Origin of the sequence: Flavobacterium alvei (assembly GCF_002920895.1) — a bacterium.
GTDB lineage: Bacteria > Bacteroidota > Bacteroidia > Flavobacteriales > Flavobacteriaceae > Flavobacterium > Flavobacterium alvei.
Map to the genome: position 1 here is coordinate 92,482 of NZ_PQVG01000006.1, position 21,021 is coordinate 113,502.

Genomic DNA, 21,021 nt, shown 5'->3' on the forward strand with positions numbered 1-21,021 from the left:
ACAAGTTCAGTATAAATGAAGTATAGCAGATTAACCAAAGAACAATTCGAAGAATTACATCAAGAATTTAGTACTTTTCTTGCCACTCAAACTATCGATAAAGTCGAATGGGATCAATTAAAAATTGAAAAACCAGAAGTTGCTGAACAAGAATTAGATGTTTTTTCAGATTTGGTTTGGGAAGGTGTTTTAGGTAGAACTGAATATTTAGAACATTTTTCTAAAAATCATATTTTCCTTTTTCAATGTTTTGATAATTATATTCAATCAATTGTCTTGAAATCGTTGGTTCCTGAAACCGATTTTTTGACCAAAGAGGGATTGCAATGGTTAAGCGACAATATGTTTACCGAAACCATCGAAATCAAAACAGGTAAAAAAGTATTTACCGATGAACGCAATAGTTCTATTTTTCAATTGATACAACAAGGAGCGATTTTGAGTGAAGGACAATTATTCAAACAAATAATTTCGATTATTGAATCGTAATTGTATCGTTTTTCTATTTAATTGGTTATTTTAGTGTTTTATTTTAAGAACTAAAATAGCCAATTTTTTTATGGATATTCAAAATACAATTCAAAAGTTAAGAGAAGAATTAAACCAGCACAACCATAATTATTATGTGTTGGATACACCTACTATTTCTGATTTTGAATTTGACCAAAAATTCAAACAACTTCAAGGGTTAGAGCAGCTACATCCCGAATATTTTGATGAAAATTCTCCAACTCAACGTGTGGGCGGAGCAGTCACCAAAAACTTTGAAACCGTAAAACACGACCATAGAATGTATTCTTTGGATAATTCTTATTCTAAAGAAGAATTAGTAGATTGGGAAAAGCGTGTTCAAAAAGTGTTGGGAGATGTTCCGTTAGAATATACTTGTGAATTGAAATACGACGGTGCATCAATCAGCATCACTTATGAAAATGGAAAACTAAAACGCGCCGTCACTCGTGGAGATGGAGTTCAAGGCGATGATGTTACAAATAATATCAAAACTATAAAATCTATTCCCTTAAAATTAAAAGGTAATTTTCCAGATAAATTTGACGTTCGTGGCGAAATCATTTTGCCTTTTGCTGGATTCGAAAAAATGAATCAAGAATTGATTGAAATAGGAGAAACACCTTATTCTAACCCAAGAAATACGGCTTCGGGAAGTTTGAAATTGCAAGATAGCGCTGAAGTAGCTAAACGACCATTAGATTGTTTGTTGTATTTTCTAATTGGAAATAAATTGCCTTTCAATTCTCAATTCGAAGGTTTAGAAACTGCCCGAAATTGGGGGTTCAAAGTGCCAAAAGAATCCAAATTAGCCAATAGTTTAGAGGAGGTTTTTCAATTTATAGACTATTGGGATGTACACCGACATGATCTTGCTTATGAAACAGACGGGGTTGTCATAAAAGTAAATGATTTTCAACAACAGGAAGAATTGGGTTTTACAGCCAAATCGCCTCGTTGGGCAATTGCTTACAAATTCAAATCGGAACAGGTTTCTACTCGATTAAATTCCATTTCTTATCAAGTAGGAAGAACTGGGGCTATAACTCCGGTGGCTAATCTAGAGCCGGTACAATTGGCCGGAACCATTGTCAAACGGGCTTCTTTGCATAATGCTGACCAAATCGAAAAACTGGACATTCGTATTGGTGACACCGTTTTTGTGGAAAAAGGGGGCGAGATTATTCCAAAAATTATTGCAGTTGATTTAAGCAAAAGACCTGAACTTTCAGAACCTACAAAATACATCACCCATTGTCCAGAATGCCAAACCGAATTGATTCGTGGCGAAACAGAAGCTAACCATTATTGTCCTAATTTTTATGGTTGTCCACCACAGATTATTGGAAGAATACAGCATTTTATTTCACGTAAAGCGATGGATATTGAAGGTTTGGGTGGCGAAACGGTGGCTTTACTTTATAATAATGGTTTAGTGCAAAATTATGCCGATTTGTATCAATTGACTGTAGCAGATATTTTACCATTGGAAAGAATGGCTCAAAAATCGGCAGAAAATTTAGTTAACGGTGTCGAAAATTCGAAAAATATTCCTTTTGAACGTGTTTTGTATGCACTCGGCATTCGATTTGTTGGCGAAACTGTAGCTAAAAAATTAGCAAAACATTACAAAAGCATTGATTCTTTGAGTCAAGCCAGTTTGATGGATTTGGTATTGGTTGATGAAATTGGTGAGCGAATAGCACAAAGTGTGATAGATTTCTTTGAAAATCAAGAAAATAGCCTTATTATTGAACGATTAAAAAATTACGGAGTTCAATTTGAAACTGTCGAAATTATAAATCCAAACGCCACAAATAAACTCTCTGGAAAAACTTTTGTAGTATCGGGTGTTTTTGAACAATTTTCGAGAGATGATTTAAAGAAAGCTATCGAAGACAATGGCGGAAAAGTAGGAAGTTCCATTTCGGCAAAGACCGATTATGTTGTGGCAGGTGCGAATATGGGACCAGCTAAATTGGAAAAAGCAGTCAAGTTGAATATCCCGATTATTTCGGAAGATGATTTTAAAACAATGTTGAATGAAGCCGAATAGTCCTTCTTTATTTTTATATTTCGCAGCTAGTACTTTGGTTGTGTTATTTAAGATGTTAGAATGGGATTCCTATGTTCTTTATACAAAATCGATAATCATACCATTACTATTTATTTATTACTTTATTACAAATAATTATAAAATAGGAAGGATAAAGGCATTGATTTTTTTGTTTTGTTTTATTGGAGATTTATTCAATTTGTTGAATTTTACTTTTTCGGCTTTAGGAGCTTTACTGTCCTTTTTAGTAGTTTATTTATTGCTACTAAAACTTACTTATGATGATTTTAGAAGTTTAAAATTTAAAAACAAGGATCGTTTTCCAGTTTTAATCACCTTCTTGTTCGTTGCAACTATCAGTACTTCGGTTTTAAGTCTGCAATTTGAAAATTTGGCTTTAGACTTTTCGTTATATGTAATTTATGCCATTATTTTAAGTCTTTTAGTTTTTGTTTCGATTTCAAATTATATTAGAAAACCAAATTATACTTTTTTTAATTTGGCTATAATGTGTTTGTGTTTTTTGATTTCGGATGCTTTTTTTGTAATTAATAAATTTTATTTGAGTTTATATGCCTTAAGTTTTATTGGTGTTTCAGTTCAAGTTTTCTCCTATTTTTTTATGGTCAATTATTTTATAGAAAATGATAAATACCTTTTAAAACAAATAAAAAATGAAAAATTCTAGTCCAAAAAGTGTAGCTGAAAAAATATTGTTGGTTTTGTATTGCGTTGTTGCAGCAATTGAAATTATTGCAGAATCGTTTGCATACAAGCCATTAGTTTATGTTTTTAAGCCACTAATACCTTTTGTTTTGATGTCTCTTTATTGGGTAGCGTCAAATAAAAAAAATCTGCTATTTTTTGTAGTAGTAACATTGGCTATGATTACTGACTTTTTTTTTATATCTAATAAAGAGCCAATGCTTTTTTTGGGATTACTTTTTCTTTTTATAAATCGAATGCTATTGATTTATTATATTAATGAGTTGGCAAAAATTAAAGATTATATTCCTTTGCTTATAGCAACGATTCCTTTTTTGTTTATTTTCTTCTATTTGTTGTCAATTTCTAGTGTATTTACACTTAGAACGTATTATATTGTAATAATTCAAAATATATTAATGTCAATTTTGGCAGGAATTATTTTAGCACATTATATGGTGTTATACAATAAAAATTCAACTTGGCTGTATATATTCGGGCTGATTTCAGTTGTGCAATATCTTATTGTTTTTCTAGAGAGATATTATCTAGCTGGAATATCTCCTTTAGCTTTTAGGCCATTAGCCATGACATTAAACACAGGAGTTTATTTTTCATTTTATAAATATATTAGAGCAAATGAAAAAGTTAAACAATAATTGATTTTCCGATGCCAATTTTTGATTTGTCGTTATCAAAATAGAAATCAATTCTTCCTAGATTGATGCCATAACAACCTACTTGATTTACTAAAACTTCTTTTCCATCTAAGTTTTTTACAATTGTGGGCTTGTCCAGGAAAGTATGGGTGTGACCGCCAATGATAAGGTCAATGTCTTTGGTTTTTTCGGCCAATTTCAAATCAGAAATTTTGTTTGCATCCTCTTTGGAATATTTATAACCAAGGTGTGATAAGCAAATAATCAAATCGCATTTGTTTTCTTTTTTAAGAATCCGAACCATATCCTGAGTGATTTCTAATGGATCATTATATACGGTTTCCTTTGACATTCTTTTATCTACTAATCCTTGAAGTTCAATTCCGAGTCCAAAAACACCAATTTTAATTCCATTTTTATTGAAAATCTTAAACGGTTTTACAAAACCATCCATAGAAGTATTTTTGAAATCATAGTTTGCTGAAACAAATTCAAAAGTAGCGTGAGGCATTTGAGCAGCTAAACCATCGACACCATTATCAAAATCGTGATTACCAATAGCTGATAAATCATATTTCATCATACTCATCAATTTGAATTCTAATTCACCTCCATAATAATTAAAATAGGGAGTTCCTTGAAAAATGTCACCGGCATCCAATAGCAAAACATTTGGATTTTCTTTACGAATAGATTCAATTAATGAAGCTCTTCTGGCAACACCTCCCATATTTGGATTTCGAGGATCGTCTATAGGGAATGGGTCAATATGACTATGAACATCATTAGTATGGAGTATCGTTATATGTTTACTATCCGATTTGAAACTACTTAACGACAATCCTAAACTTAATAATGCTGTACTAGCGGCTGTTTTTTCTATAAAATCTCTTCTTTTCATCTTCTAATTTTTTAATTCTGTAATCTAAAATCTGCAATCTAAAAATCATTCAACAGTAACTCTTACATCATTAATTACGGGAATTGTATCTACTTCTTTGAAATAATCAATAAGGATATTTCTTAGCTTATAATCTAAATCATATTTTTGGACTGCTTTTTTAAAGAAAAGCATATTGTCGCCTCCGTTCGATAAATAATCATTGGTAGCTACATAGTAAATGGTGTTTTTATCTAAAGGTTTTCCTTGTATTGCTATGTTTTTTGCTACTTTGTCTTTACCAATGGTGAATGTAATACCTGATAAAGGATGTGGTTTTTCAGTTGCAATAAAATAATCAACCATTTCTAAAACCTGTTCTCCTTTTAGAGCCATAACTACAAGACCATTTTCAAAAGGCATTATCTCATAGGCAGTTCTTGTAGTGACATTTCCTTTTGGAAGCATAGCACGAATACCACCATTATTGAGAATACAAAAATCGATATCTTTTTTTTCACGAGCTTTAAAAATGATATTTCCTCTTTGCATTGTGACATCAGCCATTAGATTTCCAATGGTAGTTTGCCATTTTCCGTCGCTTTTGTCTAATGTTGTTGGACAATAAGCTAAAACGCTGTCTAAATCTTTGTTAATATGCTCCCTATATGGTTTTACATAATTTTCAATTTCTTGATTTTTAGCTTCTTTGTCGGTAATTGTTATGCGTTTTCCTTCAATCTTTGAAACATAATAATTTTGTTTTCCGCAAGAAACAATAAAAATAAATGTTAAGAATATAACAAAAAGTTTTAAAACACCATTATACTTTTTTAGATTTACCATCTGAAATGAGACTTAATTAATTAATTTTGCAATAAGGTAAAAGTACTATGTTTTTAAATTATATAAAGAATTATTTTTTATTAAAAATATTAAAAAATAATTTAGATAATGTAAAGAGCAGTAAGGATTTAACGTTAATTCAAACGGTTGGTTTGTTAATTGATGAGAGTTATTTTTTAGAAAAAGAGGATTTAATATCGGAATTAATTGCTAATGGTATTCAAGAATCTAATATTAAAATAATTGTTTACCGAGATAAGTTGAAGAAAAATGAGGTCTATACTCAGCCAACATTTGGTACAAAACATCTGAATTGGAATGCACAAATTACGGATGCAACCTTAAGAGAATTTATCAAAGATAAATTTGATTTATTGATCAGTTACTATGATGTAGAAAAAGCTTTTTTAATAAAAGTAACCAATAATTCAAGAGCGCAGTTTAAAGTCGGTTTTTCGTCAGTCGATAAAAGACTAAATCATTTGATGATTAATACAAATGCTGAAAATCATACTGTTTTTGTTCATGAATTATTTAGATATTTAAAAATATTAAACAAAATATAAAACAAATTATGCAATCATTAATTGGAACAGGCGTTGCTCTTGCAACTCCATTTAAAAACGATTTATCAATAGATACAGAAGCATTAATAAATATAGTGAATTATTCTATTAATGGAGGTGTTGAATATCTTGTAATACTTGGCACAACTGCTGAAAATGCTACATTGACAAAGGATGAAAAGGAACACGTAATCAAGACTATTGTCGAAGCCAACAAAGGAAGATTGCCAATGGTGCTTGGAGTAGGAGGAAACAATACTTCCGAAGTGGTTGAAGAATTAAAAACAAGAGATTTGTCGCAATTTGTTGCTATTCTTTCGATATCACCTTATTATAACAAGCCATCTCAAGAAGGGATTTATCAGCATTTCAAAGCCATTTCTGAAGCTTCTCCAATCCCAGTTATTTTATATAATGTTCCTAGCCGAACAGGAAGTAATGTGTTGCCATCAACAGTAATACGTTTGGCTAACGATTTCGAAAATATTGTAGCTGTAAAAGAAGCTGCTGGCGATATGATTCAAGCCTTGCAATTATTAAAAGATAAACCAAAAGATTTTCTAGTACTTTCTGGCGATGATATGATTGCGCTTCCTATGGTTCTAGCGGGTGGTTCTGGTGTTATTTCGGTAATTGCTCAAGGTTTTCCAAAAGAATTTTCAGAAATGATTCGTTTAGGATTGAATAGAAAAGTAGATGATGCCTTTAAATTGCAATACCTTTTTTCAGATTGTATCGATATGATTTTCGAACAAGGAAATCCTGTTGGAATCAAACAAGTGTTTCAATCACTTGGTTTGTCGGAGAATAAAGTGAGATTGCCACTCGTGCATTCTAATGAATCGTTGGCAAAAAGAATCGATCTTTTTGTTGAAAAAATTAATAAATCTATCTAAAACTCTATCTCTTTTATTATAAAAAATATATTTTGAAGTGGCTAAATTAATACCTAAATTTGCCACCGAAAACTTCTATAATTTTATTTAAGAGTTTTGGTTTTCAATTAGGTTGCAAAAAGTAAATAAAAAAATGAAAAAATTAGTTTCAGTATTCCTTCTTGTTGTTCTTTTTGCTTCATGTAGCGAATATCAAAAAGCACTTAAAACAGAAGATGTTGCCGTAAAGTTTGAAATGGCTACTAAATTGTATGATGCAGGTAAATATAATGACGCCATAAGACTTATAGAGCAAATTGCTCCAGCATACAGAGGAAAACCACAGGCAGAGAAATTATTTTATATGTTTTCAATGTCTTATTACAATACAAAACAATATTATCTTGCTTCGTATCAATTTGAAAGTTTTGTATCGGGTTATCCAAAAAGTGAAAAAAAAGAAGAAGCATCGTTTATTGGAGCTAAATGTTTTTCAAAACTTTCACCTGTATATAGTTTAGATCAAGTAGATACATTCAAGGCAATAGACAAGCTACAAGGATTTATAGATATGTATCCAAATTCTACTTATTTGCCAGAGGCTAATGCAGTTTTAAAAGAGTTGAATGATAAAATCGAGAAGAAGGTTTTTGAAAACGCTAAACAATACAATACGATTACGCAACACAAAGCAGCAATGGTAGCGCTTGATAATTTTATTTCAGATTATCCTGGAACTCCTTACAAAGAAGACGCTTTGTTTTATAAATTTGATTCGGCTTATCAAATAGGGATAAATAGTGTGCCTGAAAAAATGGAAGAACGATTGAATATAGCCAAAACAGCATATACTAGTTTAATTAAATTTAAACCAGATACCAAATATAAAAAACAAGCTGACGATATGTTAGCTCGAATTGAAACCGATTTAAAAAATTTCACTAAATAATAAACAAAGTCATGGATTTAAGAAAGACAAATGCTCCAGTAAACACAATAACATACAATAAAAATGTTATTGAAGAACCTACAGGAAATGTGTATGAAGCTATAACAATTATGGCTAAGAGAGCAAATCAAATCAATTCTGAAATCAAAAAAGAATTGACCGAAAAATTAGACGAGTTTGCTACATACAATGACAGTCTAGAAGAAGTTTTTGAAAACAAAGAACAAATTGAAGTTTCAAAATTTTACGAAAAATTACCTAAACCTCATGCTTTAGCTGTTCAAGAATGGTTAGAAGGAAAAATCTACCATAGAGACGGAAATAAATAATTTATCGTCAATGTCAGTTTTAAACGGAAAGAAGATTTTGCTGGGAGTTTCCGGTGGAATTGCAGCCTATAAAACAGCTACATTAGTCAGACTTTTTATAAAAGCAGGTGCACATGTCCAAGTGATAATGACACCTGCTTCTAAGGATTTTATAACCCCACTTACGTTATCTACCTTATCTAAAAACCCTGTTTATTCTAGTTTTTATAACCAAGATGAAGCAGACGAAAAATGGAATAGTCACGTCGAGTTAGGTCTTTGGGCCGATTTAATGATTATTGCACCAGCCACCGCCAATACCTTGTCTAAAATGGCAAACGGCGCTTGTGACAATCTTTTAATTGCTGTTTATTTATCGGCAAAATGTCCCGTTTATTTTGCACCTGCAATGGATTTAGATATGTATATTCATTCTTCAACTTTAGAGAGTTTTAAAACCTTGAAGTTGTATGGAAATACAATGATTCCAGCCGAAACAGGTGAACTAGCCAGTGGCTTGTCTGGCGAAGGACGAATGGCTGAACCCGAACATATTGTGGCCTTTTTGGAAGCCGATTTAGAAAAAAAACTACCTCTCAAAGGAAAAAAAATACTAATTACTGCTGGCCCAACATACGAAGCAATAGATCCTGTGCGTTTTATTGGAAATCATTCCTCAGGAAAAATGGGTTTTGATATTGCGCAAAGTGCTGCCAATTTAGGAGCTTCGGTAATTTTGGTTGCAGGGCCAACGCATTTCAAAATCGATAATCAATTGGTAAAAGTAATTCCGGTTGTTTCTGCTCAGGAAATGTTTGATGTATGTCATTCCTATTTTTCTGATGTAGATGTAGCCATCGCAGCAGCAGCAGTTGCTGATTACAGACCAAAGAATGTATCGCTTCAAAAAATAAAGAAAGAAGCTAATGAGTTTTCGATTGAACTCGAAAAAACAAAAGATATTTTAGCTTCATTGGGCAAAATCAAGAAAAATCAGTTCTTAATTGGTTTTGCTTTGGAAACCGAAAATGAAATTGAAAATGCAAAGTCGAAAATTCAGAAAAAAAACCTAGATTTGATAGTTCTTAATTCGATGCAAGACGAAGGAGCAGGTTTTGGAAAATTGACCAATAAAATTACTTTTATTGATAAAAATTTCAAGATTGAACCTATGGAATTGAAATCGAAGGAAGCCGTTGCCGATGATATTTTAAACAAAGTAATAGCACATTTTTATGACTAGAATAATTGCTTTTTTCTTATTGCTTACAGTTAGTTTTGCTCATTCTCAGGAGTTAAACTGCACGGTTACAGTAAACACCGAAAAGTTATCTAATGCCAATCAACAGGTTTTCAAAACACTTCAAACCTCTTTGAGCGAATTTGTGAATCAAACCCAATGGACAGGTCAATTGTACAAACAAAACGAAAAAATTAATTGTTCGATGTACATCACGGTTTCATCTAATAGTTCAGATCAATTTACAGCAACCATTCAAGTACAATCATCAAGATTGGTATATAATTCTACTTATTTAACTCCGGTTTTTAATTATAATGACAAAGATTTTAGCTTTAGTTATACCGAGTTTCAACCTTTAATTTTTAATCCATCTGAATTTGAATCTAATTTGGTTTCGGTGATTTCCTTTTATAGTTATATGATTTTAGGAATGGATGCCGACACTTTTGTGCCATTAGGAGGAAATTCGTTTTATGAAACTGCTCAAAACATTTCAAATGTTGCTCAGCAAAGTGGTTATAAAGGTTGGAGTCAAGCAGATGGAAACAACAGTCGTTTTTATTTAGTGAATGATTTGTTAGCGCCAGCTTACAATGATATTCGTCAATCGTCATTAACCTATCATGCAGGTTTGGATATCATGAGTCAGGACTTGAAAGCAGCAAAAGAAAAAATCAAATTGGCTTTGCTAAACGTTGGAAAATTGAATGCAATAAAACCCAATGCCTTTTTGACTCGTGTATTTTTTGATGCCAAAGCTGATGAAATTACTTCTATTTTTTCAGGCGGCCCAAGTATTACCATAGCAGATTTGGTAGAAAGTTTAAATAAAACATCCCCTTTAAACTCTAGTAATTGGGCGAAAATTAAATATTAATAGAAAGTTTAATTTTTAACTTTTAATCTTCTTTTTTTTTCAAAAATATACAAATGATAACTTCTCTGTCGATAAAAAACTATGCACTAATCGAAAAATTGTCTATCGATTTTTCTAAAGGATTTTCGATAATCACAGGAGAAACAGGTGCTGGGAAATCCATAATTTTAGGAGCTTTAGGATTGGTTTTAGGAAAAAGAGCCGATTTAACTTCGCTTAAAAATAAAGAAGAAAAATGTGTTATCGAAGCTCATTTCGAAATCTTGAAGTACAATTTGCGCCCTTTTTTTGAAGCAAACGATTTAGATTATGAAGACGAAACCATCATTCGTCGAGAAATTCTTCCTTCTGGAAAATCTAGAGCTTTTATCAATGATAGTCCTGTGAATCTTCAGGAATTACAGGAATTGAGTTTGTTTTTGATAGATATACATTCGCAACATCAAACACAAGAACTTTCAGAAGAAAAAGTTCAGTTTGAAATAATTGATGCAATTGCTAATAACCAAGAATTAATTTTGGACTATCAAACACTTTTGAAAACCTATAAATCAGATAAATCAAAATTGAATTTGCTTCTTAAAAAACAAGGAGATGCTATCAAAGAACAAGAATACAATACTTTTTTATTGAATGAATTAGTTACATCTCATTTAAAATCTGGTGAACAAGAAACGCTCGAAGCCGATTATGAAAAACTTAATAATGTCGAAATTATTAAAGAATCTATCGATAAATCTTTGGCTATAGCCAATGAAGAACAAATTGGAGTGATGCATAATTTGAAAGAAATCAAGATTTCTTTGCAAAAAATAGCTTCTTTTTCGCCTGAATATTTTTCACTTTTAGAAAGAATTTCCAGCCTTTTGATTGAATTTGATGATATTTCAACCGAATTGAGTCGTTGTTCAGAAAAGTTGATTAATGATCCTGAACAACTAGAAGCAATTAATCAAAAATTGCAATTGATTTATAATTTGCAAAAGAAACACCAAGTTGCAACAGTTGATGAGTTATTAGAAATTCAAACCCAACTCGAAAATTCAGTTTTAGAATTAGGAAATTTAGAACAAGAAATTGCTTTTCTTACTAAATCTATTCAACAAAAAACAGAATCATTAGATGCTTTATCAAAAGCGATTCATAAGAAAAGAGTAGATGCAGTTCCAGTTTTATCACAACAATTAATTTCAATTTTAGAGACTTTGGGAATGCCAAATGTTCGTTTTAAAATGGATTTAAATGAATCTTCTACTTATTTTGAAAACGGAAAAGACGAACTTGAGTTTTTGTTTTCTGCCAACAAAGGAACGGATTTTGGCTTGTTAAAAAAAGTAGCTTCAGGTGGTGAAATGTCTAGAATTATGCTGGCCGTAAAAGCAATTTTGGCACAATATTCAAAACTTCCAACCTTGATTTTTGATGAAATCGATACAGGAGTTTCGGGCGAAATAGCCAATAGAATGGGGGAGATTATGAAAGAAATGAGTCAGACGATGCAAATATTTGCCATCACACATTTACCTCAAATTGCCGCAAAAGGAACTGCACATTTCAAAGTTTCAAAAGCAACAGTTGGCGAGGATACGCAGTCTGAATTAAAATTATTATCGAGTCAGGAGCGTGTGGTCGAGATTGCACAAATGTTATCTGGAACTGTAGTTTCGGATTCAGCATTAAACCACGCAAAAGCCTTGTTAAACTAAAGAAATAATATATATTTGTCGTCACAAAAACCGAATAACAGAATAATTTTGCCATTATGATTATAGAACCAAGAATGAGAGGATTTATTTGCGTAACCTCGCACCCAGATGGATGTGCGCAAAGTGTAAAAAATCAAATTGAATACATCAAATCCAAAGGAACAATTGATGGAGCGAAGAAAGTTTTAGTAATTGGAGCTTCAACAGGATTTGGATTGTCTTCAAGAATTACAGCTGCTTTTGGTTCAGATGCTGCAACAATTGGTGTGTTTTTTGAAAAACCTCCATTAGAAGGAAAACCAGGTTCTCCAGGTTGGTACAATTCAGCCGCTTTTGAAACAGAAGCTAATAAGGCAGGTTTGTATGCCAAAAGTGTGAACGGAGATGCTTTTTCGAATGAAATAAAAAGACAAACATTAGATTTAATCAAAGCCGATTTAGGTCAGGTTGATTTAGTAATTTATAGTTTGGCTTCTCCCGTTCGTTTGCACCCAGTTACTGGAGTTTTGCATCGTTCGGTTTTAAAACCAATTGGAGCCACTTACACCAATAAAACCGTCGATTTTCATACAGGAGTTGTGACTGATATTAGCATTGCACCTTGCCAAGATGACGATATTGCCAATACTGTTGCCGTAATGGGTGGCGAGGATTGGGCTATGTGGATGGATGCTTTGAAAGCCGAAAATTTACTTGCTCCAGGCGTTAAAACGGTTGCTTATTCTTATATCGGGCCATCATTGACTGAAGCGGTTTATAGAAAAGGAACAATTGGTCGTGCCAAAGATCATCTTGAAGCCACAGCTTTTTCGATTTCGGATAGCTTGAAGTCTGTTGATGGAGAGGCATTTGTTTCGGTAAATAAAGCTTTGGTAACTCAAGCTAGTTCTGCCATTCCTGTTATTCCTTTGTATATTTCCTTGTTGTATAAAATAATGAAAGAAGAAGGAATTCACGAAGGTTGTATCGAACAAATCCAACGTTTATACCAAGACAGATTGTACACTGGAAATCCAATTCCTACAGATGAAAAAGGTAGAATTAGAGTGGACGATTGGGAAATGCGTGACGATGTTCAAGAAAAAGTAGCCACTTTATGGAAACAAGCTACCACCGAAAGTTTGCCAGAAATAGGAGATTTAGAAGGCTATAGAAAAGATTTCTTGAACCTTTTTGGTTTCGATTTCGCAGGTGTAGATTATAAAGCAGATACTGACGAAATGGTAGGGATTCCTAGTATTGTTTAAGAAGTAAAGTATTGTTTTAAATAAGTAAAACCATCAATTAATAGTTGATGGTTTTTATTTATAAAAAAACCTTTCAAAGTTTAAAATTCTGAAAGGGTTTTTGGTTTATTCTTGTTTGTAATCAAAGAAGTAATTCTGCTTGACAAACTCAAAAAAATAAGGCCACATATTTTTGGGAATTAAGCTGAATGTTTTTTGCTATTGGGCTACTTTTTCAAACTTATATGCACAACCTTCATCACACATTAAATAACTGGGCGTTAATATTACATTCTCATTTTCATAAGTAATTTTTTCTGAAAATGTACCTGCTGGAGTTTCAATTTTTGTATCAAATCCATTACACCCATAATCAAGTATTAAAGAGGTTGGATTTAATGTGTATGTTCCTTGTGTACACTCCGAAAATCTGGTTGAAGTAAATGTTCCATCGCTATTAAATGTGTAAGTGTACCCTTTATCTACGGAAGACCATTTTGCAATACTTCCACCATCGCTTCCGTAAGTTGCAATTAGTTTCCAAGTTCCTACAATACTTTTGTTGTTTTCATTTGTTTTATCATCATTGCAACTAGCAAGTGATAGCAACATGACTAAAGTTAACATTAGTGCTTTCATAATTTTTTTTATTAGTGTTTAATAATTTCTTATACTAAAAATTGTTTTTTTTTATTTGAAACAGCAAGTATTTTCTATATACGAACTTTTTTTTGTTGTTATTGTTCAGAATTATACTTTCTACTATTCTTACTTTCAATCTGCTCAGTCGAGTGATTAAATAGTAAGTAAATATAGTAAAATTTAGATTGTCTTTTGTTATTATTTATTATTTTTATAATAAAAAAAGCTACATAAAATTATTGATAATTAATGATTTTCTATCCTTAAACAAAGGCAAAAAAGCCAAATCAATTATCTAAAATTTGCGTTTAAGTATTGAATCCGCCATTGATAAAGTATATCTTTGCAAAAAATAAATACTATTTCATAAATTTTAATTCAAGAGTATGTTGTTTTCTTTAATCATACCGGTTTACAATCGCCCAGACGAAGTGGATGAACTTTTAGAGAGTTTGTCACAACAGGATTATACAGATAATTTTGAAGTGGTAATAGTAGAAGATGGATCTGAGTTGCGATGCGATGATGTGGTGCGTAAATATGCTGGAAAATTGCATTTGTCCTATTCTTTTAAAGGAAATTCAGGTCCTGGAGATTCTAGAAATTATGGAATGAAAAAGGCAAATGGCGATTATTTTATCATTTTTGATTCAGATTGTATTATTCCAAAAAGCTATTTGACTGAAGTTGCCAAGGCGTTAAAAGAAAATTATGTCGATTGTTTTGGTGGACCAGACGCGGCATTAGACAGTTTTTCGGATATTCAAAAAGCCATTAATTTTGCCATGACTTCTTTTCTTACCACAGGAGGGATTCGTGGTGGTTCGGAGAAAATCGATAAATTTCAACCTCGAAGTTTCAATATGGGATTGTCTCGAAAAGCTTTTGAAGCATCTAATGGTTATGGAAATATACACCCAGGCGAAGACCCAGATTTATCTATAAGATTGTGGAATTTAGGTTTTGAAACCCAGCTTTTTCCTAAAGCATTCGTGTATCACAAACGAAGAATCGATTGGGAAAAATTTACTATTCAAGTCAATAAATTTGGCAAAGCCAGGCCAATTCTCAATAGTTGGTATCCTCAATACAACAAACTTACTTTTTTCTTTCCCTCATTTTTTATAATTGGACTACTTTTTGCTGTGGTTTTGTTGATTTTTACTTATGATGTATTGCTTCAATTGTATTTTGTTTACTTTTTAATGATTTTTTTGGTTTCTACTTATAAAAATAAAAGTTTCAAAGTGGGTTTGTTATCTATCAAAGCGGTTTGGAAACAATTTTTTGGCTATGGAACAGGGTTCATCGAATCCTTCATTAAAGTTATTATATTGAATCAAAAACCGCAAGAGGCTTTTCCTGAGTTGTTTTTTAAAAAATAAAATGACAAAAATAATTGGATTAACTGGAGGTATTGGAAGTGGGAAAACCACTATCGCTAATCTTTTTAGGGAGGCTAATATTCCAGTTTATATTGCTGATGACGAGGCAAGAAAAATTATGCAATCGCCTGAAATTATTGAAGAAATCAAAAATACTTTTGGTTCTGAAATTTTTGATGATACTATTCTAAACAGAGAAAAACTATCACAAATTGTATTTAATGAGCCCGAAAAATTAAAACTTCTGAACGCAATTATACACCCAGCGGTTAGAAAACATTTCCAGAATTGGGTTTTAAATCACGAGAAATATCCGTTTGTTATTTATGAAGCCGCCATTTTGTTTGAGAGTGGCAGTTATAAAAATTGTGATTTAATAATAACAGTAACTGCACCAATCGAAACCAGAATTGAGCGTGTCATTCAGCGCGACAAAACTACTCGGGAGCAAGTTTTAAAGCGGATTAATGCACAATGGGATGATACTCAACGTATTTCTAAAAGTGATTTTGTTATAGTAAACATTGATCCAAAGACCACAAAATTAGAAATAGGTAAAATTCTTAAAATTTTGAATATTTGACAATCAGAATCTTTGTTGTTAATCTTTGGTTAATTTATTATTAGTTATACTGTTAAAATACTAAATTTGTATCGATGAATAAATTATTTTTTAGAATACTGGTTTTATTGATGAGTTTATCCTTGATCGGGATAATTTTAGTTCAAGTATATTGGTTTAATACCTCGTTAGAAAATAATGACGAGCAATTTAAATTTCATGTAAAATCAGTAATAGGAAATGTTGCCGAAAAGCTTCAAAAACAAGAAGAATATACCTATTACGAGAAATTTAATCGGTATAAAGACAGCACGGGAAAAATTCCTCAAAAGGATGATTTATTAGAGTTTTATTACGTTCAAAAAAATCATAAAAATAATACCACTATTGTTTTTACAAACAGTATTTCATCTGAAGATTATACAATTTCTTCATCGTTCTTTGATAAAAAATCAGATAGTTTAAAGTTGAAAAGCTTTAATTCTAAGAGGGTTACGGAAATATATAACAATAATAAATTTGATAATTCAAAATTGCAAAATACGGTAATACCAGATGTAAAGAATGAAAAATCGGGAAGTTTGGACGTATTGGATGATATAGCTTATGAAATTAATTACAAAGAAATTGCTTCTGCAATGCCGCTTCAAGAAAGGGTTTCAAAAGAAACAATTCAGAAGTTATTGAAAAAAGAATTAGAGGAATATGGTGTAAATACAAAATTTGAATTTGGTGTTTTTAGCAGTAGTTTAGCGACTAAAGTAAAATCGGATGGATTTATTTATGATTCAAAAAACACCTATTCTATACCTATTTTTTCAGATAATGAGGGAAGTAACAAATATGAATTAATGGTATCTTTTCCCAATAAAAAGAAATTTTTGCTTACTGATTTGATTGGAATCACATTATTATCAATCATTTTTACGCTCATAATTATTATTGCTTATACAAGTGCACTGAACCAATTGATTCGTCAGCGTCAAATATCGGAGATAAAATCAGATTTCATCAACAATATGACACACGAATTCAAAACACCAATTGCAACTATAAATTTGGCTTTAGATGCAATTAAAAATCCAAAAATAATTGGTAATGAGCAGATGGTTTTGAAGTACCTTCAAATGATTAAAGACGAAAACAAGAGAATGCATGCTCAAGTTGAAAATGTGTTGAGAATTTCAAAATTAGAAAAGAAAGAGTTGGATATTAGTAAGGAATCTGTTAATATTCAAGAGGTTATTGAAGATGCTATGGAGCATGTCAATTTGATTTTAGAAGACAGACAAGGTACAATTGATACACATTTTAACGCTGAGAGAACTTCAGTTTTATTGAATGAAGTTCATTTTATAAACGTAATTGTGAATATTTTGGAAAACGCTATCAAGTATTCTCCGGATATTCCTAAAATTGACATTTATACCGAAAATGTAAAAGATTATTTGATTATTAAAGTCAAAGACAATGGCATAGGAATGAGTAAAGTGGCTCAGAAAAGAGTTTTTGAGAAATTTTATCGAGAACATACTGGAGATTTGCACGATGTTAAAGGTCATGGTTTAGGATTGGCTTATGTTAAAAAGATTATAGACGACCACAACGGTCAAATTTATGTAGAAAGTGAAAAGGGAAAAGGAAGTACCTTCATAATAAAAATACCATTAATAAATTAAGATATGGAAAATGTAAATAAAAGAATTCTTTTGGTTGAGGACGACCTTAATTTTGGAGCTGTGTTGAAAGATTATTTAATGCTAAATGATTTTGATGTCACTTTGGCCAAAAACGGAATGGAAGGCTTTGAGAAATTCAAAAAAGATAATTACGATTTATGTATTTTGGATGTAATGATGCCTTACAAGGACGGCTATACTTTAGCAAAAGAAATTAGAGAAAAAAACCAAGAAGTGCCAATAATATTCTTAACCGCAAAATCTATGAAAGAAGATGTGTTGAAAGGATACAAAGCTGGAGCCGATGATTATTTGAACAAACCCTTTGATTCAGAGGTTTTGTTGATGAAAATCAGAGCTATCATTCAAAGAAAATCATCTACAGTTCAAGCTGAACCTGTTCAGTTTGAATTCAATGTGGGTAAATTTCATTTGAATTCCAAACTTCGATTTTTGTCTATTGGCGATGAAGAACCAGTGAAATTGTCTCCAAAAGAAAACGAATTATTGAAAATGTTGATTCTGCATGAGAACGATTTGATGCCAAGAGAATTAGCATTGACTAAAATTTGGAGAGATGATAACTATTTCACTTCCAGAAGTATGGATGTTTATATCGCTAAATTAAGAAAGTATCTTAAATTAGATTCAAATGTAGAAATCTTGAACATTCACGGAGAAGGTTTTAGATTAGTAGTTAAGAAATAAAACATTTTGTTTGAAATATAAAAAGGCTTCGAGAAATTCGAAGCCTTTTTGGTTGTTGATAGTTTAGAAAATTTTATGGTTTCCATTCTATTTGTAAATCTTTTATCAAAGTGGCTCCGCTTCCAATGGTTCCTGTGTGTTGAAAACTAATTCCTCCAAAAGTATTTGGAATGATTTCGGCTTCGAGATTTACAGTTTTCATAACTTCAGCTGGATAATTTTCAGCAAAATAATCGAGAGTATTTTTAGCCTGAATACTAATTTTTTTGTTTTTTACTTCAATGGTAATGACACAATTAGGACGATAACAAGATGTGGTCACAGATTTGCTAATAGGAATTACAACCCCGTTTTCGTATTTCATTAGAATAAAATCGACAGCATCGCTGAATTTTGTGGTGCGGATGATTCGGAGCGCATAGCCGTTTATTTTTTTAGTATCCATCTTGATTCCAATGTCCATATATTGACTTCTGGCACTGCTAAATCCTTGTCCAGCCGTTTTGGCAGGTACAGCCGTGAAGCTAATTTTCATATCTCCAAAAGAATTTCCAACTGGAGTATAACGCATTCTAGCCCCTTTGGAAGCCTGAATAAATCCCACATCATTAGCGGCTCCATTTTCCCCTTTGCCATAAAACCAAGGCGAAATACTGTTGTCTGCAACCCAATTTTGGTCATTTGTGTCGGCTGGAGCGAAACTGTCAAGAGTCCAAAATCCGGGTAGAATTTCGGGTTGGAATTTAGCCGACATATTTTCAAAATTTGGAACAAGAATAGTAGATTCTTTGATGTCTTTTTTTGAAATCCTATCTTTGAACACTACTGTTTTTGGCGTTCCTGCTTGGCATCGCAAATGTTTTGGAGAAATGCTTGCCATAATATAATAACCAATATCTCCAGATGAAAGATCGTAGGTTTTCAAGGGTTTATTATTTCTAGAAACGGCAATTTCTATGGGATGACTACCTTTTACATCACGACATCGGTACCAATTAACCAACGATTCATCTTCAAAAGTCATATCTAAGGCGTAGTTCAGCAATAATTTTCCGTCAGTGGTTTTATTAATTCTTGGAAGTGTTGTGAATGTTGGTGGAGCCATAAAAGCAGGCGCAATTTGGAATACGCTGGCTGCTTCCAATCCTGATTCGGTTGAAGCTGTGATAATCACTTCCTTTGTTTCATTGCCCTTGTTTATAGGAATGACGACACATTTCCCGTCTTCATTCACTTCTAATTTGACCAAGGATTGGTATTCAGGAGCTATTTTCCAAACTACTTTTTGGTCTTTTAATTCATAATTTCCAAAACGATTCACCGTGGCTTCCAATGTTACGCTGTCCTTTCCAGTTTCCAAAGTTTCCCTGGAAGGCTTTATTTTCAGTAGCGTTGGAATAGAGGAGTAGTTCTTACCAGATTCTTTTTCAGCTTTTTCTACAATACTTTTAATTCCCATTGGATCCCAATTGTCGTTGCCTCGCATTAAATTGTAGGTATTATAGACAGTGGCATTGTTGAATTCAAAGCGGTAAGCATTGAGTAATTCTTTTCCTGTCAAGTCAACGGTTATATTGGGGAAATCTTTGCCAAGGCCAATCGGTTTGGCATTTAAGGAAATGTTGTACTGATAGTAACGCGCTTCGGTATCGGGAATTTCTCGCCAGCCAATATAATCTAGATTTTGGGCTGTAAATCGGGTGTCGATGGCAGCCACTGGACCACTTCCTTTTACGAAATACTGTCTTTCACGAGTAAAGGATTGAATGTCGCAATTCAGAAAAATGGCACCTGTTCCCGAAGTGTGACCAAAAGGTTTCGAGGAATAAAAATCAAAGCTGCAATTAAGGTAAACCGCTGTTCCGTTCAAGGCGTCGTCGGTCGATTCGAAATGGCAACGATCAAAAAGGGTTCTTTTACTTCCCCAAAACGGTCCCAAATTAAGTCTGCTCACAAAACAAGTATTTCGTGCAAATACTTTATCTCCATTCGAAAAAATGAGTTGCCCTTGCACGATGGCCGAGCTTCTTTTTTCTCGGTTCAGTTTTGGATTCAAAGGATAAATCAGGTCAATGTTGCAATAATTTCCAAAAGTAATATTCTCGGAACTTATACCTTCTCCTTTGATGTTTAGCATTGTGAAATTACCTTTGGATCCGATGGTTTGTCCACGATTGCAAGCTAAAACTACATCTTGCGCATTATCGGACAACCCTTGAAAACGCAACCATTCACAATTAATTTCGAGTCCAAATGGCGTTCCACCAATAGTTTTTGGAACACGGATTTCGGGATCGTTCGGATTGTCAATCCAATACACCCAAGGCGCAATGTACAAAACCATTGGCGAGGCTTCGGTTCCGTTAGTCAAATGTTTGGAGGCTTCGTTTATTGAGTTGTAAACATAGGGGTGTTTAGCCGCTTCTTCATTCGAAAGTTGTCCGTCAATATAAAAAGATTTTGGACCAAGCTCAATTTTATTGCCTTTATAAATAATATGTTTACCATTGAAAATCAAGTCTTTATTATTGGAAACTTGATGTTTTTGAGCAAGTAGCATTGTAGTATTAAAAAACAAAAATAAGACAGCAAAAACAATTATTCGAAGCTTGATTTTCATAAAGATATAAATTTAAAAG

The 21,021-nt window shown here is 32.3% G+C and carries 20 protein-coding genes; 16 read left to right on the forward strand and 4 right to left on the reverse strand.

What is annotated here, in order from left to right; genetic code table 11:
* Nucleotides 1-15 precede the first annotated feature (15 nt).
* The 4 genes from C3L50_RS11280 to C3L50_RS11295 all read left to right on the forward strand — a co-directional run bounded on the left by C3L50_RS11280 (nt 16) and on the right by C3L50_RS11295 (nt 3,930).
* Complete coding sequence (locus C3L50_RS11280; RefSeq protein WP_103806289.1) at nt 16-489, forward strand: DUF6495 family protein; 474 nt, start codon at nt 16-18, stop codon at nt 487-489.
* A gap of 70 nt (nt 490-559) precedes the next feature.
* A complete protein-coding gene (ligA, locus tag C3L50_RS11285; RefSeq protein ID WP_103806290.1) occupies nt 560-2,566 on the forward strand; it encodes an NAD-dependent DNA ligase LigA in 2,007 nt (668 codons plus the stop codon).
* Nucleotides 2,553-3,254 (forward strand): lysoplasmalogenase family protein, encoded by a 702-nt coding sequence (locus C3L50_RS11290; protein WP_103806291.1) that lies wholly within the window; start codon nt 2,553-2,555, stop codon nt 3,252-3,254. Before ligA ends, C3L50_RS11290 begins: the two co-directional genes overlap by 14 nt.
* Entirely contained in the window at nt 3,241-3,930 is a 690-nt protein-coding gene (locus C3L50_RS11295) for a hypothetical protein (protein ID WP_103806292.1), read from the forward strand. Before C3L50_RS11290 ends, C3L50_RS11295 begins: the two co-directional genes overlap by 14 nt.
* Here C3L50_RS11295 and C3L50_RS11300 read toward each other — a convergent pair.
* A complete protein-coding gene (locus C3L50_RS11300; RefSeq protein WP_103806293.1) occupies nt 3,920-4,831 on the reverse strand; it encodes a bifunctional metallophosphatase/5'-nucleotidase in 912 nt (303 codons plus the stop codon). The two genes, C3L50_RS11295 and C3L50_RS11300, sit on opposite strands and share 11 nt — an antisense overlap.
* Before the next feature lie 45 nt (nt 4,832-4,876).
* Entirely contained in the window at nt 4,877-5,656 is a 780-nt protein-coding gene (locus C3L50_RS11305; RefSeq protein ID WP_103806294.1) for a 5'-nucleotidase C-terminal domain-containing protein, read from the reverse strand.
* A 47-nt stretch (nt 5,657-5,703) separates the two neighbouring features.
* On the opposite strand from C3L50_RS11305, the gene C3L50_RS11310 reads away from it, so the two are divergent.
* The 8 genes from C3L50_RS11310 to fabV all read left to right on the forward strand — a co-directional run bounded on the left by C3L50_RS11310 (nt 5,704) and on the right by fabV (nt 13,427).
* On the forward strand, nt 5,704-6,222 hold the full coding sequence (locus C3L50_RS11310; RefSeq protein ID WP_103806295.1) for a DUF6913 domain-containing protein: 519 nt from the start codon (nt 5,704-5,706) through the stop codon (nt 6,220-6,222).
* An 8-nt stretch (nt 6,223-6,230) separates the two neighbouring features.
* Nucleotides 6,231-7,118, forward strand: a complete 888-nt coding sequence (dapA, locus tag C3L50_RS11315) for a 4-hydroxy-tetrahydrodipicolinate synthase (protein ID WP_103806296.1) — start codon at nt 6,231-6,233, stop codon at nt 7,116-7,118.
* Nucleotides 7,119-7,251: 133 nt separating this feature from the next.
* Nucleotides 7,252-8,046, forward strand: a complete 795-nt coding sequence (locus C3L50_RS11320; RefSeq protein WP_103806297.1) for an outer membrane protein assembly factor BamD — start codon at nt 7,252-7,254, stop codon at nt 8,044-8,046.
* Nucleotides 8,047-8,057: 11 nt separating this feature from the next.
* Nucleotides 8,058-8,375, forward strand: a complete 318-nt coding sequence (locus C3L50_RS11325) for a DNA-directed RNA polymerase subunit omega (RefSeq protein ID WP_103806298.1) — start codon at nt 8,058-8,060, stop codon at nt 8,373-8,375.
* Nucleotides 8,376-8,385: 10 nt separating this feature from the next.
* Complete coding sequence (gene coaBC, locus C3L50_RS11330) at nt 8,386-9,597, forward strand: bifunctional phosphopantothenoylcysteine decarboxylase/phosphopantothenate--cysteine ligase CoaBC (RefSeq protein ID WP_103806299.1); 1,212 nt, start codon at nt 8,386-8,388, stop codon at nt 9,595-9,597.
* Entirely contained in the window at nt 9,590-10,474 is an 885-nt protein-coding gene (gene porD / locus C3L50_RS11335) for a type IX secretion system protein PorD (protein WP_103806300.1), read from the forward strand. Before coaBC ends, porD begins: the two co-directional genes overlap by 8 nt.
* Nucleotides 10,475-10,527: 53 nt before the next feature.
* Nucleotides 10,528-12,180, forward strand: a complete 1,653-nt coding sequence (recN, locus tag C3L50_RS11340) for a DNA repair protein RecN (protein WP_103806301.1) — start codon at nt 10,528-10,530, stop codon at nt 12,178-12,180.
* Between the two features lie 56 nt (nt 12,181-12,236).
* Entirely contained in the window at nt 12,237-13,427 is a 1,191-nt protein-coding gene (fabV, locus tag C3L50_RS11345; RefSeq protein ID WP_103806302.1) for an enoyl-ACP reductase FabV, read from the forward strand.
* 198 nt (nt 13,428-13,625) lie between these two features.
* Here the strand turns inward: fabV and C3L50_RS11350 are convergent, their stop codons facing one another.
* Nucleotides 13,626-14,045 (reverse strand): lipocalin family protein, encoded by a 420-nt coding sequence (locus C3L50_RS11350; RefSeq protein ID WP_103806303.1) that lies wholly within the window; start codon nt 14,043-14,045, stop codon nt 13,626-13,628.
* A gap of 389 nt (nt 14,046-14,434) precedes the next feature.
* On the opposite strand from C3L50_RS11350, the gene C3L50_RS11355 reads away from it, so the two are divergent.
* The 4 genes from C3L50_RS11355 to C3L50_RS11370 all read left to right on the forward strand — a co-directional run bounded on the left by C3L50_RS11355 (nt 14,435) and on the right by C3L50_RS11370 (nt 18,382).
* Entirely contained in the window at nt 14,435-15,433 is a 999-nt protein-coding gene (locus tag C3L50_RS11355; RefSeq protein ID WP_103806304.1) for a glycosyltransferase, read from the forward strand.
* 1 nt (nt 15,434) lies between these two features.
* Complete coding sequence (gene coaE, locus C3L50_RS11360) at nt 15,435-16,016, forward strand: dephospho-CoA kinase (protein ID WP_103806305.1); 582 nt, start codon at nt 15,435-15,437, stop codon at nt 16,014-16,016.
* A gap of 74 nt (nt 16,017-16,090) precedes the next feature.
* Nucleotides 16,091-17,674, forward strand: coding sequence for a sensor histidine kinase (locus C3L50_RS11365; RefSeq protein ID WP_103806306.1), 1,584 nt, complete (start codon nt 16,091-16,093; stop codon nt 17,672-17,674).
* A 3-nt stretch (nt 17,675-17,677) separates the two neighbouring features.
* Nucleotides 17,678-18,382, forward strand: coding sequence for a response regulator transcription factor (locus tag C3L50_RS11370; protein WP_103806307.1), 705 nt, complete (start codon nt 17,678-17,680; stop codon nt 18,380-18,382).
* A 73-nt stretch (nt 18,383-18,455) separates the two neighbouring features.
* Here C3L50_RS11370 and C3L50_RS11375 read toward each other — a convergent pair whose 3' ends face one another.
* Nucleotides 18,456-21,002 carry a hypothetical protein gene (locus tag C3L50_RS11375; RefSeq protein ID WP_103806308.1) on the reverse strand — a complete coding sequence of 849 codons (2,547 nt, stop codon included), beginning with the start codon at nt 21,000-21,002 and terminating at the stop codon, nt 18,456-18,458.
* Between the last annotated feature and the right edge of the window lie 19 nt (nt 21,003-21,021).